We start from the raw sequence: 16511 nt of genomic DNA, 5'->3' as shown, positions 1-16511 counted from the left end.
CATGAGTCAGAAGGGCCACAGGCGCCCCCGGTTCAAGCTCCTCGCGGCGGTCTCCGCCCTGGTGCTGGGCGGCGGCGGGGTAGCCGTCATCGCCGGCAACGCGAACGCCGGGCAGGACGGCCGCTCGGGGCAGGTGACGGCCACCATCGACTGTCCGGACGTGGGCGACAAGCTCACCTCCGTACCCGACCAGGCCAGGGGCGAGGTCGACGAGAACCTCGCCCAGCTGGACGTCCAGGTGGCGGACGCCTACCGGCAGCTCGCCTCGGGACAGGTACGGGACAAGTCCCAGAAGGACGCCCTCCTCGGAAGCCTGCGGGACCAGCGCGCCACGACCATCAGCCGGGTGTCCGACGCGATAGGCCGCTCCTCCGGGCGCCCGGAGGGACTGGACGCGCTCAGCGGATGCGCGATGAAGGAGGCACCCGCGCAGGAAGACGCGGCCCCCGACGCCGCGGCAGCGGCGGCCGCCGGCCCGGACGCCGCCCGCAGCATCGGGCAGAAGGGCGGGCCGGCCAAGAGCGACTTCGTCTCCATCACCAACGTACGGCCGAACGTACGCACCCCCGCGCCCTCGGGGGGCGCCTCCAAGGGCTCCTTCACCTCGGAGTGCGGCCGCAACGAGAACGGCCACTTCAACCCCGACAACGTCATCGTCGCCCCCGGCGTGTCCAACGGCGCGCACCACATGCACGACTACGTGGGCAACAAGACCACCGACGCCTTCTCCACCAACGACAGCCTCGCCGCCTCCGGGACCACCTGCGGCAACGGCGACCAGTCCACCTACTACTGGCCGGTGCTGCGGCTGCGCGACGGCCGGGCGGAACGGGACGCCAAGGCCCCCGGCGGCGGGCAGGACGCCAACGTCGGCACGATCCTGCGGCCGAAGCAGGTCTCGATCACCTTCAAGGGGAGCCCCGTCGGCCAGGTCAAGGCGATGCCCCGCTTCCTGCGGATCATCACGGGTGACGCCAAGGCCTTCAGCAACGGCAACGCCAATGCCAACGCCTCCTGGAGCTGCACCGGCTTCGAGGACCGCCAGCTGAAGGACAAGTACCCGATCTGCCCCAAGGGCAGTGACGTGGTGCGCACCTTCACCTTCCAGAGCTGCTGGGACGGCCGCAACACCGACAGCGCCAACCACCGCACCCACGTGGCCTTCCCGGACAAGGCCGGCCGCTGCCCGAGGGGCTTCGCCGCCGTTCCGCAGCTGGTGCAGCGGATCACCTACGGCGTGGCGCCGGGGGCGCGGTTCGCCGTGGACAGTTTCCCCGAGCAGCTGCACAAGCCGGTGACCGACCACGGGGACTTCATCAACGTCATGTCGAACGGTCTGATGGCCAAGGCCGTGGGCTGCGTCAACAGCGGGCGCGCCTGCCGCTGATCCGGCCGGCCGGTACGCGTCCCCTCGCGCTCCGGGCCGGGCGCTCCCCCTCCCCCTTCCCCCGCGCCCGTCCCGGACAAGGCGGTGGCCCGAAGCCATGAGGCTTCGGGCCACCGTCGCGTTGCCCGCCCTGGAGGGCGGGCGTCTCACAGGCCGTTGACGCGGGCCATCCGTCCGACGACCAGGGGGGTGAAGTCGGCGGTGACCACCCGTCCGCCCCGGCGGCCGGCCCGCGAGTGCTGACGCCGCACCTGGGCCATCAACCGCCGGCTGCGCAGGGCCATTTCCAGCTCGAAGCGGGTCCGGGGGTCGCGCAGTCCGGGCCCGAAGAGCTTCTCCAGCTGGCGCATCCGGTAGCGCACCGTCTGCGGATGCACGCTCAGGGCCTTGGCCGCCTCGGGGGCGCCGCCGCCCTCGAGCCAGGCGAGCAACGTGACCTCCAGGCGCTCGCTCTGACGTGGGGTCAGATCCGCGAGCGGCCTGAGCCAGCGGGCGGCCAGGGCGTGGGCGAGGGGTTCGTCCTGGAGCAGCAGGAGGGTCGAGAGGTGGTCGTCCACGAAGACGGCACGGGCGTCCAGGCCGCCGCGGGTGGGGGTCAGGGCGAGCAGGCGCAGCGCCCAGCGCAGCGAGGAAGCGGTGTCGCGCAGGGGGACGGCGTGGCCGACCGCCGCGAACCGGCCGCGCAGCGGGAGTTCCAGGGCGGCGCGGGCGTCGGGGTCGGGGCTGGGGAGCAGCAGGCACGGCCGGCCGGCGAACATGCCGGCGAGGGAGTCGTCGAGTACGGCAGCCAGCTGCTGCGTCTCACCGGGCGTGGCCAGGGCGATGGCGCGTACGGCGGGCGGGAGGGGCCAGTGGGCGGCCTCGGCGAGTTCGGCGAGTTCGGCGAGGGAGCTCTCGGATGCGGTGCGGTCGTCGGTGAGGGCCCGGAAGAGCTCCTGGCGGGCCCGGTCGGGCGGGGCGGCGGCGGGCTCGTGCCGGACCCCGTGGCCCGGGCCGTGGCCGGGGCCGGGGTTGTCGTGGTCGTGGTCGTGGTCGCGTACGTGCTCGCGCGCCGGTTCGCGTACGCCCTCCCGGATTCCTTCCCGGGGGTCTTCGAGGCGGCCGTCGTGCCGGTCCTCCTCGGCCGCGTCCTCGTGGTCGGCCTCGGCCCCGTGGTCGGTCACGGCCTGGAGCGCGGCCGGGAGCCCGGCCGGCAGTGCGGTCCGGAGCGCGGCCCCGGGGCCGTCCGCGACCGGGTCCGCCGACTGCGCGTCACGGTCGGCGGCGTCGCGGTAGCCGAGAGCGGAGAGAAGGGCCTCTTCCACCCGCTGCCTGAGCAAATCGTCATCGATGGCATCGTTGTCATCGACAAGTGCGGAAAATCCCGGAATTCCATGCAGAAGCTCCTCCACTATCTCCGCGGCCAGCGCGGGGAGTTCCCTGCGCAGGACACGGGTCCACTCTCCGCGCGGGCGGGACCAGATGCGGTTCAGAAGTTCGCACATCGTTTCCTCGTTCTTGCCGGGGTGAGGCCTGTCCGGTGCAGGGGTGACAAGCCCGCCAAGGTTGTCTGCCTCGCCAACAACCTTGTCTTTCACGACAGTTGCAGCCCCCGCGTCCCCTTCTGGAGGGATCCGGCCACTTTTGGTCCCGTGGGTTTGCCTTGTTTTTGCCGTCAGGGACGCGTAGATGGCCGGCGACGCGGTGGCCTGTCACGACCTCCACTGGAGGGGAATCTTCCGGGGTTGTTCGATGCGTCGGAGACGCGGTGCGAGAAATTATCACGTTTCGATAAATCCTGTGGAGATGCTGCGTAGCTCCACGATGCTGCTGCACTCCGGCCCCCGAGCCCCTCGGCCGGCGCGGGAATTCCACAGCGCTGCCGGCCGTCACCGTCCCCAACCCCCGGGTGCCGAGCGCCAGGTGGACCGCTCGGAGCCCGGGTGCACAGGAGAACTGGATGCACCTGCCCCAGCCGCACATACCCCGCTCCCACAGGGCGCGACGCAGGAGCCGCCACGCGGCGGCGGCCCCCGCCGCGGCTCCGGCCGCCGGGCGGCGGGCCGTCCGGCGGCCCTCCCTGCTGCCCTCCCCCGGAAGGCTGCGCCCCAGCGCGCTGTGCGCCGCCGGCGCCGCCCTCGTCTCACTGCTCGTGGCGGCCCGCGCGGGCGCCCTGACCCGCGTCTGGGAGTTCCTCGACTTCGGGGCGGGCGTGCTCTCGCTCGTCTGCCTGACCTCCACCGTCCTGTGGGGGCTGGTGGCCACCGACCGGGTGCTGCTCGGGTCGGGCCACCGGCTGCTGGCCCAGGGCGTGCACCGCGGCCTGGCCGTCGCGGGGCTGGGCTTCCTGGCCCTGCACATCTGGGTCAAGGTGGCCGGGCAGCAGGCGAGCGCCGCCGCCGCGGTCCTGCCGTTCGCGGACGCGGAGCGACCCGTCGCCATCGGCCTCGGCACCCTGGCCGGATATCTCTTCGTGGCCGTGGCGGCCTCCGGCGCCCTGCGTAGTGTGTTCGCGACGAAGAGCCGCTCCCTGTGGTGGCGGGCCCTGCACATCGGCGCGTACCCGGCGTGGGGCGCGTCGCTGCTGCACGGACTGAAGGCCGGCCGCGCCGCCGACACCTGGGTGACGGCGGCCTACGGGCTGTGCCTGGCCGGGGTCATCGCCCTCCTCGCCTTCCGGCTCAGGGCCCGCGGGCTCGGCTCCGCCTGGCGGCCGTCCGCCCCGCAGTCCGCCGCCGAGGAACCGGCCGCCGGGCCCGCCCGCGCACGCCCGTTCTTCGTCCAGGACGTACCCCTCGCGGACCTGCTGGTGCGCCCGCGGCCGCGTACGGCCAAGGGTGCGGCCGGACCGTCGGCCGGACCGCTGCGGCCCGACCGCGCGCCCTACGCCGCCGCGGCCACCGCCGGCCCGGGCGCCGACCGCCAGTCGGAGCAACTCCCCGACCGTGAGCGGTGGTTGTGAGCGGCCCGGCGCGTCCCGGCCTCGGCTGCGTGGGCGCCCCCCGGCTGCTGGCCGGGCTCGACCGGGAGCCGCGGCTCTACCGCGAGGCCCATCTGGCGGCGCACGGCCCGCTCCCGCGCTGCACCCCGGACGAACTCACCGACCTGGCCGCCGACATCGACCTGCGGGGCCGCGGCGGGGCGGGTTTCCCCTTCGCGCGGAAGCTGCGCGCCGTCATGCGGTCCGCCCAGGAGCGGGAGGGGCCCACGGCCGTCGTGGTCAACGGCAGTGAGGGCGAGCCGAGTTGCCTCAAGGACACCGCCCTGCTCCTGCACGCCCCGCACCTGGTGCTCGACGGCGCCCTGCTGGCCGCCGCCGCGGTCGGCGCGGAGGAGGTGGTGGTGGCCGTCACCCGGGGCGACGTGGAGCGTTCGGTACGGGACGCCGTCGACGAACGGGGCCCGGGCGGCCGCCGGGTGCGCGTGTCACGGCTGCCCGAACGCTTCGTGACCGGCGAGGGGACTGCCCTGGTGAGCGGACTGAACGGCGGCGCGGCCCTGCCGTCCGGGCGGCGGGTGCGGACCAGCGAACGGGGGCTCGGCGGGGTGCCGACCCTGCTGTCGAACACCGAGACCTACGCCCAGCTCGCGGTCGCCGCCCGGATGGGAGCGCCCGACTACCGTGCGGTCGGCCTGCCCGCGGAGCCCGGCACCGTGCTGCTGACCGTCGCCGGCTCCACGGTCGTCGAGACGCCGACGGGGACCTCGCTGGCGTACATCCTCGACCTGTGCGGCACCCGTACCGGCCAGGGCGTGCTGGTCGGCGGGTACCACGGCCGGTGGCTGGACCCCGGGGCGGCCCGCTCGGCGGACGTGTCCCGGCAGTCCCTCTCCGCCTTCGGCGCCGTACTGGGGGCGGGGGCGGTGCTGCCGCTGCCGGAGGACACCTGCCCGGCCGGCGAGGTCGCACGGGTGACGCGCTGGATGGCGAAGGAGTCGGCCGGGCAGTGCGGGCCCTGCGTACGAGGGCTGCCCGCACTGGCCGACGTACTGGAGGACGCCGTGCGGGGCGGGGGCCGGACCGCCCTCGAGGCCGTCGAGGCACGGCTGAGAGCCGTCCGGGGCCGCGGTGCGTGCAGCCACCCCGACGGCACCTCGCACTTCGTGGCCTCCGCGCTGGCCGCCTTCCCCGACGAGTTCCGCGACCACGCCCTCGGCAGCGGCTGCGGGCGGCGGATCGTGGGGGCGCTGCCGCTGCCCCGGGACGAGAGCCCGCCGGAGCGGCTGGTGGTGGACTGGACCCTGTGCAAGGGGCACGGGCTGTGCGTGGACATCCTTCCCGACGTCGTACGGCTCGACGCGGACGGCTACCCGGCCGAGGCGTCCATGCCCGTGCCGGGCCCGCTGCGGCCCAAGGCCCTGCGGGCGGTGCGGCGCTGCCCGGCGCTGGCGCTGCGCATCCAGGAATGAGCGGCGCACGTGCGCGCGGCGCCCCCGAGTTCATTCTTGGCGCGATCTGACAAATTCCTCGGGATATCGGGTTCCGCCGCCCTTGGCCCCGTATCAATGACCGCAGGCAAAGAGCACCACGGGACCCCATCCCAAGGAGAGATCGTGAAGACAATGCGCCGGGAGATAATCGCCGGGTCGGCGGTCGCGGTACTGCTGCTGACAGCCGGGTGCGGTATCGCCGAGAAACCGGCCTCGAAGGCGAATGCGGTACAGCCGGCGGGGGCCGGAAAGCAGCTCGACGGATACGGCTCCGCTCCGGGTTCGGGATATGGATCGGGCTCGGGATACGGAGAGGGCTCCGGTGCCTCCCCGGCGGGCGGCGCCGCGCAGAGCGGCGCGGCCGGGGAGCTGAAGGTGCGGGAGGTCCCGGATCTGGGCTCCGCGGTCACCGACGGCGAGGGGTTCACGCTCTACCGCTTCGACAAGGACACCGCGAAGCCGCCCAAGTCCAACTGCGAGGGCGACTGCGCCAAGGCCTGGCCGGTGGTCCCGGCGGACGGTGCCACGGCCGGGGCGGGCGTCGACGCGGCTCTGTTCGGTTCGGTCACCAGGGCCGACGGCAGCAAGCAGCTCACGGTCGGGGGCTGGCCGGTGTACCGCTACGCCAAGGACACCAAGGCGGGCGACACCCTCGGCGAGGGGGTCGGCGGCACCTGGCACGTGCTGGGACCCGACGGGAAGCCGGCCGGCGCGGGCAAGGGCACGGGCACGGACACGGGGAAGCCGGGACAGGAGCAGGAGAAGGAGCAGGAGGGAGGGGCGAAGGAGGAAGCGAAGACCGCGCTCTCGGTACGGAAGAATCCCCAGCTCGGGAACATCATCCAGAACGCGGAGGGCTGGACCCTTTACCGGTTCGACAAGGACAGCGCCTGGCCGATGAAAATCGGCTGCGTGGACGCCTGCACGGATGCCTGGAAGCCCGCCGAGCCCGTCGACAAATCCCAGGTGTCGGGAATCGACGCGAAATTGGTCGGCTTGGTGAAACGGCCCGACGGGAGTGAGCAGTTGACGATCGACTGCTGGCCGGTCTACACCTTCACCGGCGACAAGGCTCCCGGTGATGTGAACGGGCAGGGCAAACAGGGTCTGTGGTGGGCCGTGACCGACAAGGGAAAGAAGGCGAAGGCGGCCGGATAACCGGCCTGACCCCCAATCCCGTGGTGCCCGGCCCCCCTCCCCGCCGGGCACCACGACCCCCTCCCGACCCGCCCTCCCCGATCAGCCAGTGAGGTTGCCATGTCCCCCTCCGACCGCCGAAGCCGCCGGGCCCGCCCCGCCCGCCGGGCGCTGGTGGCCGGCGCCGCGCTGTGCGGCGCGCTGCTGACCGGCGGCTGCGCCGGAGGTCCGCCCGCGCCGCCCGCCGCACCCGGCGCACCCGGCGGCGCGGCGCACGGGACGCACGGGGCCCACGGAAACGGGAGCCCCGCCCCCGGGAAGAGCGCCTCGGTGGAGGAGCTCGCCTCCGCCCTCGGCTGCGCAGCCGAGGTGAGCGTGGAGGCGGACGAGCTGCGCCAGGGGGCCTGCGGAAGCGGGCAGGGCGCCTACCGGATGACCACCTTCACCGCCGAGGAGGGGCTGCGCGCCTGGCTGGCCGAGACCCGGGTGTACGGCGGGGTCTACCTGGTGGGCGACCGATGGGTCGTCACCGCCCAGTCGGAGCAGGCCCTGACCGGCCTGCGCGAACGCCTCGGCGGCACCCTGGAGACCGGCTCGGAGCACACCGGCCACTGACCGCCCGGACGGTCGGCCCGGCGCGCACCCCAACGAACACGGCGCGTCGGCCAGTTGTCCGGAAATCCGCTCATTCGTGAGGAGCACGGAAGAACGCAAGAGCCACTCTGAGGGATGATTCGCCCCGCCGGGAGCGTGCTCCAAGGTGGGCAGGGAATCACCCCTCACCGAAAGGAACGGCTCTTCGTGCGCATGAAAAGCCTCGCGCCCCTGCTCGCCACCGCCGGCCTCGTCGCGGCCTCCCTCCCCCTCCTCTCCGCCACCCAGGCCGCCGCCGCCCCCGCCGCCGACTACCGTCCGCAGCAGCCCTCCTGGCACCGGTGCAGCCCCGAGCAGCCGGCCTCGTACGAGTGCGCGAGCATCAAGGTGCCGCTCGACTACCAGCAGCCCCACGGGCGCACCATCGACCTCGCGATATCCCGGATCAGGAGCCAGGACCCGGCCAAACGGCACGGTGTCATGCTCCTGAACCCCGGCGGACCCGGCGGTCCGGGGCTCGACCTGCCGCTGATGATGGACGCGGAGATGCCCAAGGAGGTCAGGGACCGGTACGACCTGATCGGCTTCGACCCCCGCGGCGTCGGGGCCAGCAGCCCCGTCAGCTGTGGACTGACCGACACGGAGCAGAACTTCGACCGGCCCTACCGTCCCGAGACCTTCCCCTCGGACGTGGCCTGGGCGCGGACCATCGCCGACAAGTGCCGGGAGAAGGCCGGTTCGGTCCTGCCCCACATCACCACCCGCAACACGGCCCGCGACATGGACGCGATCCGCGCGGCCCTGGGCGAGCGCAAGCTCTCCTACCTGGGCTACTCGTACGGGACCTATCTCGGCGCGGTGTACACGCAGATGTTCCCGTCCCGGACCGACCGCGTCGTGCTGGACAGCGGGGTCGACCCGGGGCTGCTCTGGCGCGGGCTGCTCCAGTCATGGGCCTCGGAGGCCGAGCCCGCCTTCGCCCGCTGGACGCGGTGGACGGCGGAGCGCGACGGCGAGTACCGGCTCGGCGCGACCCCGGAAGCGGTGTCGGCGACCTTCTGGGGGCTGGTGGCCCGGGCCGACCGCGAGCCGATCGACTTCCAGGGCCTGAAGCTGACGGGCGATGACATCCGGTCGACCCGGGCCCTGTTCTTCTACCCGCAGCAGGCCGCCCCGCTCGTCAGCGCGCTCAAGGCGGCCGCCGAGGGCGCTCCGCAACCCCCGGGTCTGACCGTGCCGGACCTGAAGAAGGTGCTCCAGCGCACCTCCGTCCCGGCCACCGACAACGTCATAGCCGTCTTCTGGTCCGTGATGTGCGGGGACACCGACTCCTGGCCGCGCGACCCCGGGCAGTACGCGCGGGACGCGGCACGGGACAAGGCCCGGTACCCGCTGTACGGGGACTTCGCCTCGAACATCAAGCCCTGCGCCTTCTGGCAGCGGCCCACCGAGGCGGCCACGCCCATGAAGACCCGGGCGGACGTGCTGACCGTGCAGAACGAGTGGGACTCGCAGACCCCGCTCGCCAGCGGGCAGGGCCTGCACCGGTCCCTCAAGGGCTCGCGGATGGTCCTGGCCCAGAGTGGGGAGGGGCACGGCGTGTACCTGGCCGACCCCAACTCCTGCGCCAACGCACCGGTCAACTCCTACCTGGCCACGGGCCGGCTGCCCGCCCGGGACGTGACCTGCGGGGCCACTCCGGGCCCGGTCCAGCGCCGCGACGCCCTGCCGGCGCCGGCGCCCCTGCCGTTCCCGGCCGGGCCGCAGCGCTTCTGACCCGCCGCACCGCTCCGGGCTAGGCCGTTTCCTCCGGATCATCTGGTCAGCCGGGCGATCCGAGAGAGTCGATCTATCCGTTACCCCCGAGAACTGTCACGGCTCTTTTCGGGCTTTTTGCACCTCCAGCATCTTGAGGCCACTTCACGACAAAGCAGGACGGAAATTGGTCATAGTCCCGCGATGCGAAGCCGTCATGTGAACAAACTGCGTAGGTTCTGGGCTCGGCTCGGGAAGTCCTGTGGCGCCCGGCCGCAAAGTTCGTCCAGCAACCGGAGGGGAAATCGCATGGCTGACATCGACCTCGGCGTGGCGTCTGACTGGGACGAGGGGGACACCCACGGCCGTGTCAAGCTGCGGCAGAACCAGGTCTACCCGACCTCGCCGAAGAAGGACGTGCTCATCAGCTCGCCGGTGAGCATCGAGCTGTCCGTGAACACGAACCACTCCACTTCGCAGGAGGCGGACAAGATCTACTTCACGACCCACCACGGCTCCACGAAGAAGATCATCGCCGTGCTCGACTCCGAGGGGAACCTGCACATCGCCGGCCGCCTGATCGCCGAGCAGAAGGACCTCGGCTACTAGGCAGCTTCTCTCGGATCATCTCGCCGACCAGATGAAGATGGCGGCGAGGTGGAGTCCGGCGAGGTAGATGGTGGCGGTCTTGTCGTAGCGGGGTGGCAAGGCCGCGCCACTGCTTGAGCCTGTTGATGCACCGCTCAACGGTGTTGCGCTGCTTGTATGCCTCGCGGTCGAAGGCCGGCGGACGGCCGCCGAGCCGGCCGCGCCGTTTGCGGTTCGCGGCCTGGTCGGAAGGCTGCGGAATCACCGCCCGAATCCCGCGCTGGCGCAGACTGGTTCGGATTGCGCGCGACGAGTACGCCTTGTCGGCCAGGACCGCATCCGGGGTGGTCCTGGGCCGGCCGATCGGCCGCGGCACCCGTAAGCGGGCCATGACGTCAGGAAACGCGGGCGCGTCACCGGCCTGTCCTGGAGTGAGGACAAACGCCAGTGGCCGGCAGCGGCTGTCCGCGGCGAGGTGGACCTTGGTGGTCAGCCCGCCGCGAGACCGTCCGAGGGCATGGTCGTCCGGCTCGCCGACCAGGGCCCCTTTTGACGGGACCCGGCAGCGTGCTGATGAGCCCGGACGATCGTCGAGGTCGCCTTCGGCGTCCGCCTGGGCGAGCAGAGCAGTGAAGACCTTCTCCCAGGTGCCGTCGGTGGCCCACTTCCGCAGCCGGTTGTGGGCCCCCTTCCATGAGCCGAAGTGCTCGGGCAGGTCCGTCCAGGGGATCCCGGTGCGGTACTTGAACGCGATCGCGTCGATCACCTGCCGGTGATCACGCCAGCGCCCACCCCGCTTCGGCGTCCGATCCGGCAGCAATGGCTCGATCCTTGTCCACTGGGCCTCGGTCAACGACACACATCAACCAACGATCAGATGATCCTAAGGAAACGGCCTAGCCCAGGAGGGCGTAGACCGTGGAGGCCTTCGCGGCCGGTTCGGGGGCGCCCTCGGGGGTCATGGTGATGTCGGCGAAGGCCATCCGCTTGCCGAGCTTGGTGATCCGTACGTCGATCAGCACGTCGGCGCCGGTCACCGGCCGCTGGAAGCTCGTCGACTGCTGGACGGTGGTCATCGGGCCGTAGGCCCCGCGCGCGGCGGAGATCGCGACGACGGTGGCGGTGTCGGCGGCGGCCATCAGGGCCTGGCCCGACAGGCCGCCGCCGTCCCGGGCCAGGGATTCGGACCAGGGCAGCCGCAGTACGGCGTGCCGCTCGCCGGTCTCCTCGACGGTGAGGCCGAGGGCGAGCACCCAGGGGGCGAAGTTGTCGTTGAGGATCTTGTCCGCGTCTGCCGGTGTCAGCGTCACCCGCCGATTGTGGCGGCCCGGTGCGGGCCGCCACAACTCCCCCGGTGTCAGAGGCTCACGGCCAGTTCCGTGCCCTGGCGGATGGCCCGCTTGGCGTCGAGCTCGGCGGCCACGTCGGCTCCGCCGATCAGGTGCGCCTCGATGCCTTCGGCGCGCAGCGCCTCGTACAGGTCGCGGCGCGGCTCCTGTCCGGTGCACAGGACGACCGTGTCGGCGGGCACCAGGTGCGGCTCGCCGCCGACGGTGATGTGCAGGCCCTCGTCGTCGATCCGCTCGTACGTGGCCCCGGCGACCGAGACCACCCCGCGGTGCTTGAGCTCCGCGCGGTGGATCCAGCCGGTGGTGGTGCCGAGGCCGGCGCCGACCTTGGTGGCCTTGCGCTGGAGCAGGGTCACCCGACGCGGGGTCGCGGGCCGCTCGGGGGCGGTGAGGCCGCCCGGGCCGGCGTACTCGGTGTCCACGCCCCAGTGGCGGAAGTAGACGGCGGGGTCCTGGGCCGCCCCCTCGCCGCTGTCGGTGAGGAACTCGGCGACGTCGAAGCCGATGCCGCCGGCGCCGACGACGGCGACCCGCTCCCCGACGGGGACCCCGTCGCGCAGCACGTCGAGGTAGCTGACGACGTTGTCCCGGTCCACGCCCTCGATGGCGGGGGTGCGGGGGGTGACGCCGGTGGCGACGACGACCTCGTCGTAGCCGCGCAGGGTGTCCACGTCGGCGCGGGTGTTCAGGCGGACGTCGATGTCCCGGGCGGCGAGCTGGGTGCCGTAGTAGCGGATGGTCTCCTCGAACTCCTCCTTGCCCGGGATGCGGCGGGCCACGTCGAGCTGGCCGCCGATGTGGCCGGAGGCCTCGAAGAGGGTGACGGCGTGACCCCGCTCGGCGGCGGAGACGGCGCAGGCCATGCCGGCCGGGCCGGCGCCGACGACGGCGACGCGCTTCTTCGCCCGCGTCGGGGACAGGACGAGTTCGGTCTCGTGGCAGGCGCGCGGGTTGACCAGGCAGCTGGTGATCTTGCCGCTGAAGGTGTGGTCGAGGCAGGCCTGGTTGCAGCCGATGCAGGTGTTGATGGTCTCGGGGCGCCCGGCGGCGGCCTTGGCGACGAAGTCGGCGTCGGCGAGGAAGGGGCGTGCGAGCGAGACCAGGTCGGCGCGGCCGTCGGCGAGGATCTCCTCGGCCTTCTCCGGGGTGTTGATGCGGTTGCTGGTGACGAGCGGGACGCTCACCGCGCCCATGAGCCGCTTGGTGACCCAGGTGTAGGCGCCGCGCGGGACGGAGGTGGCGATGGTGGGGATGCGGGCCTCGTGCCAGCCGATGCCGGTGTTGATGATGGTGGCGCCGGCCGCCTCGACCTCCTTGGCGAGGTGGACGACCTCGTCGAGGGTGGAGCCGCCCGGGATCAGGTCGAGCATCGAGAGCCGGTAGATCAGGATGAACTCGTCGCCGACGGCCGCGCGGGTGCGCCGGACGATCTCCAGCGGGAAGCGCACGCGGTTCTCGTACGCGCCGCCCCAGCGGTCGGTGCGCCGGTTGGTGGCGGCGGCGATGAACTCGTTGACCAGGTAGCCCTCGGAGCCCATGATCTCGACGCCGTCGTAGCCGGCGAGCTTGGCGAGGCGGGCGGCGCGGACGAAGTCCTCGATGGTCCGCTCGACCTCGATGTCGGTGAGCTCGTTCGGGACGAAGGGGCTGATCGGGGCCTGGATCGGGCTCGGGGCGACGAGGTCCTTGTGGTAGGCGTAGCGGCCGAAGTGGAGGATCTGCATCGCGATCTTCCCGCCCTCGGCGTGCACCGCGTCGGTGATCACCCGGTGCTCGGCGGCCTCCTCCTCGGTGGTGAGGCGGGAGCCGCCCTCGAAGGGGCGGCCGGCGTCGTTGGGGGCGATGCCTCCGGTGACGATGAGGCCCGCGCCGCCGCGGGCGCGCTCGGCGTAGAAGGCGGCGAGGCGCTCGAAGCCGCCCTCGTGCTCTTCGAGGCCGGTGTGCATCGAGCCCATGATCACGCGGTTCGGCAGGGTGGTCGAGCCGAGGTCCAGGGGGCTCAGCAGGTGCGGGTACCGGCTCTGGGAACTCATGAGGGGGCGCCTCCTCGCGCGGGGGTGATGCTCCCTGTTCTAGCGAGGCCCCGGCGGTTTTGCAACTAGGTGCATAACCCAGCCGAGGGGGCCCGGGGCCCTCGGCGCCGGGAGTACGGGCCCCGGCCCGCGAAGCCGGGCCGGGGCTGTGGCGCAGTTCACTGACGCGCGGGCCGCTCATCCCTCGGGGCGGGGCCGGATCGATCGCCCTCAGGCGCGGCGCAGGCGGACCGTGAGGATCTGGAAGGGGCGCAGCGTCAGGCCCACCGCCCCGTCCGGCGCGGGGGCGGACACCGCCGTACCGGGGATCGGGCGTTCCAGGAGGTCGCTCTCGACCGCCGCCGTGATCGCGAAGTCCGCGGTGAGCCGGGCCTCCGCCCGCCCACCCCGGGACTCGTACAGGCGTACGACCACGTCCCCGCTGCGGTCCTCGGCGAGCTTGACCGATTCCACCACCACCGCGTCGTTGTCGACGGCCAGCAGCGCCGCGACCGGGCCCGCACCCCGCAGGACGCGTTCGGGCAGGTTGAGCGCGTGCCCCTCGCGCACCGCGTCCCCGATCGCGGCGCCTGGCGCGAGGGAGAAGCGCAGGGTGTGGCGGCCCTGGTCGGTCTCCGGGTCCGGGTAGCGGGGGGCGCGCAGCAGTGAGAGCCGCACGGTGGTGGTCTGCCCGCCGTCCGGCCGGATCTGCCGCGTGACGTCGTGCCCGTACGTGGAGTCGTTGAGCAGCGCCACGCCCCAGCCGGGTTCCTCGGCGTGGATCCAGCGGTGGGCGCAGATCTCGAACTTGGCCGCCTCCCAGGAGGTGTTGGTGTGGGTGGCGCGGTGGACGTGTCCGAACTGGGTCTCGGAGGCGGTGCGTTCGGCCTTCACGTCGAGCGGGAAGGCGGCCTTGAGGAACTTCTCCGTCTCGTGCCAGTCCACCTCCGTGGTGATGTCCACCGTCTTGGCCCCGGCCCGCAGGGTGAGCGCCTGGGAGACGGTGGAGGAGCCGAAGGAGCGGGTGACCGTGACCGTGCAGGAGTCCTGCGCCCTCTCGGTGACCTCCAGGGAGTCGAGGGCGACGAGGTCGGTGACCTTGTTGCGGTAGAAGGAGTCGATGTCCCAGGCGTCCCACATGTTCGGGAAGTCGGGGTGGATCTGGAGCAGGTTGGCGGCGGCGCCCGGGGCGAGCGCCTCGCGGGCGTTCTCCAGGTCGTAGGCGGAGACGATCAGGCCGCGCCCGTCGATCTCGACTAGCAGCCGCCCGTTGGCCAGGACGTGCCCGCCGCCGTGCCGCTCCTCCACCGTCACCGGCTGCGCGGCCGCCCGCGCCCGGTCCGCGCCGCCGGCCGGGATCCCGCGCCGGGCGTGCGGGGCGCAGTTGAAGACCAGCTCCTCCTCGCCCCGGCCGGCCAGGGCGGTCTGCGCCGCCAGGGTGATGGCGGTCAGCTCCTCCCGCACCTGCTCGTAGGTCGCGCGGGCCTCGCGGTGCACCCAGGCGATCGAGGAGCCGGGCAGGATGTCGTGGAACTGGTGCAGCAGGACGGTCTTCCAGATGCGCTCCAGGTCCTCGTACGGGTAGCCGAAGCCCGGGACGCGGACGGCGGCCGTCGCCGCCCACAGCTCGGCCTCGCGCAGCAGGGACTCGCTGCGCCGGTTGCCCTGCTTGGTCCTGGCCTGGGAGGTGTAGGTGCCGCGGTGGAGCTCCAGGTAGAGCTCGCCGGCCCAGACGGGCGCGTCCTCGTACTCGGCGCGGGCCTTCTCGAAGAAGGCGTCGGGCCGCTCGATCTCCACGCGCGGGGAGCCTTCGAGGTCCCGCTGGCGCCGGGCGCGGGCCAGCATCTCGCGGGTGGGGCCGCCGCCGCCGTCACCCCAGCCGAAGGGCACCAGGGAGCGTGAACCCCGGCCCTTCTCCTGGTAGTTGCGGGCGGCGTGGGCCAGCTGGGCGCCGCCGAGGTCGCTGTTGTAGGTGTCGACGGGCGGGAAGTGCGTGAAGACGCGGGTGCCGTCGATGCCCTCCCACCAGAAGGTGTGGTGCGGGAACTTGTTGACCTGGGACCAGCAGATCTTCTGGGTCAGGAACCACTGCGCCCCGGACAGTTTGACGAGCTGCGGCATCGCGGCGGTGTAGCCGAAGGAGTCGGGCAGCCAGACGTTCCTCGTCTCGATGCCGAACTCGTCCAGGAAGAACTTCTTGCCGTAGAGGAACTGCCGGGCCATGGCCTCGCCGCCGACCATGTTGGTGTCGGACTCCACCCACATGCCGCCGACCGGTACGAACTGGCCGTCCGCGATCTTCTTCTTGACCCGCTCGAAGAGTTCGGGCCGGTGGGTCTTGATCCAGTCGAGCTGCTGCGCCTGCGACATGGCGAAGACGAACTCGGGGTGCTCGTCCATCAGGGCGACCATGTTGGAGGTGGTACGGGACACCTTGCGGACGGTCTCGCGCAGCGGCCACAGCCAGGCCGAGTCGATGTGGGAGTGGCCGACCGCGCTGATCCGGTGCGCGGAGGCGTGCGCCGGGGCGGCGAGCACCCCGGTGAGGCAGGCGCGGGCGGCGGCGGCCGTGCCGGGGACGTCGCCGAGGTCGACCTCGTCGAGCGCGGAGTCGATGGCGCGCAGGATCCCGTAGCGCCGCGCGTCGCCCCCGTCGAGCTGGGTCATCAGGTCGTAGAGGACCTCGAGGTCCTGTACGAGTTCCCAGACCTCGGTCTCGAAGACGGTGAGGTCCATCCGGGCCAGCCGGTACAGGGGCCGGTCCCCGCTGGTGAGCCGGTCGCCCTCGTAGGTGGGGGCGTGCTCGACCAGGACCGGGTTGGAGGCGGCCTCGACGTACCACTCGATCCGCTCGCCGCCCGCCGCGGAGTCGGCCACCCGCACCCAGTCGTTGTACGGGTTGAGGGCCTTGACCTCGCTGCCGTCGGCCCGGTGGACCAGTCCCTCGCACTGGAAGCCGGGCATCATCCGGTCGAAGCCGAGGTCGAGGACGGCCTCGACGCTGCGGCCCGCCCAGTCGGCGGGCACGGCGCCGGTGACCTTGAACCAGGTGGTGCCCCAGGCCGGGCCCCAGTCCTCGCCCGCCGCGCAGGGTGCGTACGGGGCGGCCAGGGCCTCGGCGACCGGGACCGGTTCGCCGGGGGCATCCCAGCGCTCGACGGTGAGCGGGAGCGGGCGGGAGTGGACGGCGGGCCGGATCCGTTCCTTGAGGACCCGGCGGAGGCGGTGTTCGGTGATGCTGCGGTCGTCGTGCATGACGGCGGCTCCAGGAGGGGTGCG

Annotated in this window: 12 protein-coding genes; 7 read left to right on the top strand and 5 right to left on the bottom strand. The window is 72.6% G+C overall.

What is annotated here, in order from left to right:
• The first annotated feature begins 1 nt into the window (after nt 1).
• A complete protein-coding gene (locus OOK34_RS34820; protein WP_267038168.1) occupies nt 2-1387 on the top strand; it encodes a DUF1996 domain-containing protein in 1386 nt (461 codons plus the stop codon).
• A 146-nt stretch (nt 1388-1533) separates the two neighbouring features.
• On the opposite strand, the gene OOK34_RS34815 is transcribed toward OOK34_RS34820, so the two are convergent.
• Nucleotides 1534-2871 (bottom strand): CdaR family transcriptional regulator, encoded by a 1338-nt coding sequence (locus tag OOK34_RS34815; protein ID WP_267038167.1) that lies wholly within the window; start codon nt 2869-2871, stop codon nt 1534-1536.
• A 455-nt stretch (nt 2872-3326) separates the two neighbouring features.
• Here OOK34_RS34815 and OOK34_RS34810 point away from each other — a divergent pair, with 455 nt between their 5' ends.
• The 6 genes from OOK34_RS34810 (at nt 3327) to OOK34_RS34785 (ending at nt 9892) form a co-directional block, all read left to right on the top strand.
• Nucleotides 3327-4328 (top strand): hypothetical protein, encoded by a 1002-nt coding sequence (locus OOK34_RS34810; protein WP_267038166.1) that lies wholly within the window; start codon nt 3327-3329, stop codon nt 4326-4328.
• Nucleotides 4325-5776, top strand: coding sequence for an NADH-quinone oxidoreductase subunit NuoF family protein (locus OOK34_RS34805; protein WP_267038165.1), 1452 nt, complete (start codon nt 4325-4327; stop codon nt 5774-5776). The genes OOK34_RS34810 and OOK34_RS34805 overlap by 4 nt, the downstream gene beginning before the upstream one ends.
• A gap of 153 nt (nt 5777-5929) precedes the next feature.
• Nucleotides 5930-6955 (top strand): SCO0930 family lipoprotein, encoded by a 1026-nt coding sequence (locus OOK34_RS34800; protein WP_267038239.1) that lies wholly within the window; start codon nt 5930-5932, stop codon nt 6953-6955.
• A gap of 99 nt (nt 6956-7054) precedes the next feature.
• Nucleotides 7055-7549, top strand: coding sequence for a hypothetical protein (locus OOK34_RS34795; protein WP_267038164.1), 495 nt, complete (start codon nt 7055-7057; stop codon nt 7547-7549).
• Nucleotides 7550-7741: 192 nt separating this feature from the next.
• On the top strand, nt 7742-9304 hold the full coding sequence (locus OOK34_RS34790) for an alpha/beta hydrolase (protein WP_267038238.1): 1563 nt from the start codon (nt 7742-7744) through the stop codon (nt 9302-9304).
• A 288-nt stretch (nt 9305-9592) separates the two neighbouring features.
• A complete protein-coding gene (locus tag OOK34_RS34785; protein WP_267038163.1) occupies nt 9593-9892 on the top strand; it encodes a DUF6342 family protein in 300 nt (99 codons plus the stop codon).
• Nucleotides 9893-9907: 15 nt separating this feature from the next.
• Here OOK34_RS34785 and OOK34_RS34780 read toward each other — a convergent pair.
• The 4 genes from OOK34_RS34780 to OOK34_RS34765 all read right to left on the bottom strand — a co-directional run bounded on the left by OOK34_RS34780 (nt 9908) and on the right by OOK34_RS34765 (nt 16487).
• Nucleotides 9908-10730, bottom strand: a protein-coding gene (locus tag OOK34_RS34780) for an IS5 family transposase (RefSeq protein WP_267038162.1) whose coding sequence is annotated in 2 segments (ribosomal slippage) — nt 9908-9982 and nt 9984-10730 — 822 coding nt in all. Because the reading frame shifts where the segments join, the coding sequence is not laid out codon by codon here.
• A 37-nt stretch (nt 10731-10767) separates the two neighbouring features.
• Entirely contained in the window at nt 10768-11181 is a 414-nt protein-coding gene (locus OOK34_RS34775) for a PaaI family thioesterase (protein WP_267038161.1), read from the bottom strand.
• A gap of 47 nt (nt 11182-11228) precedes the next feature.
• Complete coding sequence (locus OOK34_RS34770; RefSeq protein ID WP_267038160.1) at nt 11229-13253, bottom strand: FAD-dependent oxidoreductase; 2025 nt, start codon at nt 13251-13253, stop codon at nt 11229-11231.
• Between the two features lie 210 nt (nt 13254-13463).
• Entirely contained in the window at nt 13464-16487 is a 3024-nt protein-coding gene (locus tag OOK34_RS34765; RefSeq protein ID WP_267038159.1) for a glycoside hydrolase family 38 C-terminal domain-containing protein, read from the bottom strand.
• Nucleotides 16488-16511 lie beyond the last annotated feature (24 nt).

Source organism: Streptomyces sp. NBC_00091, assembly GCF_026343185.1.
Classification (GTDB): domain Bacteria; phylum Actinomycetota; class Actinomycetes; order Streptomycetales; family Streptomycetaceae; genus Streptomyces.
Note: the sequence above shows the minus strand (reverse complement) of the source record. Positions and strands in the feature narration are given on the sequence as shown.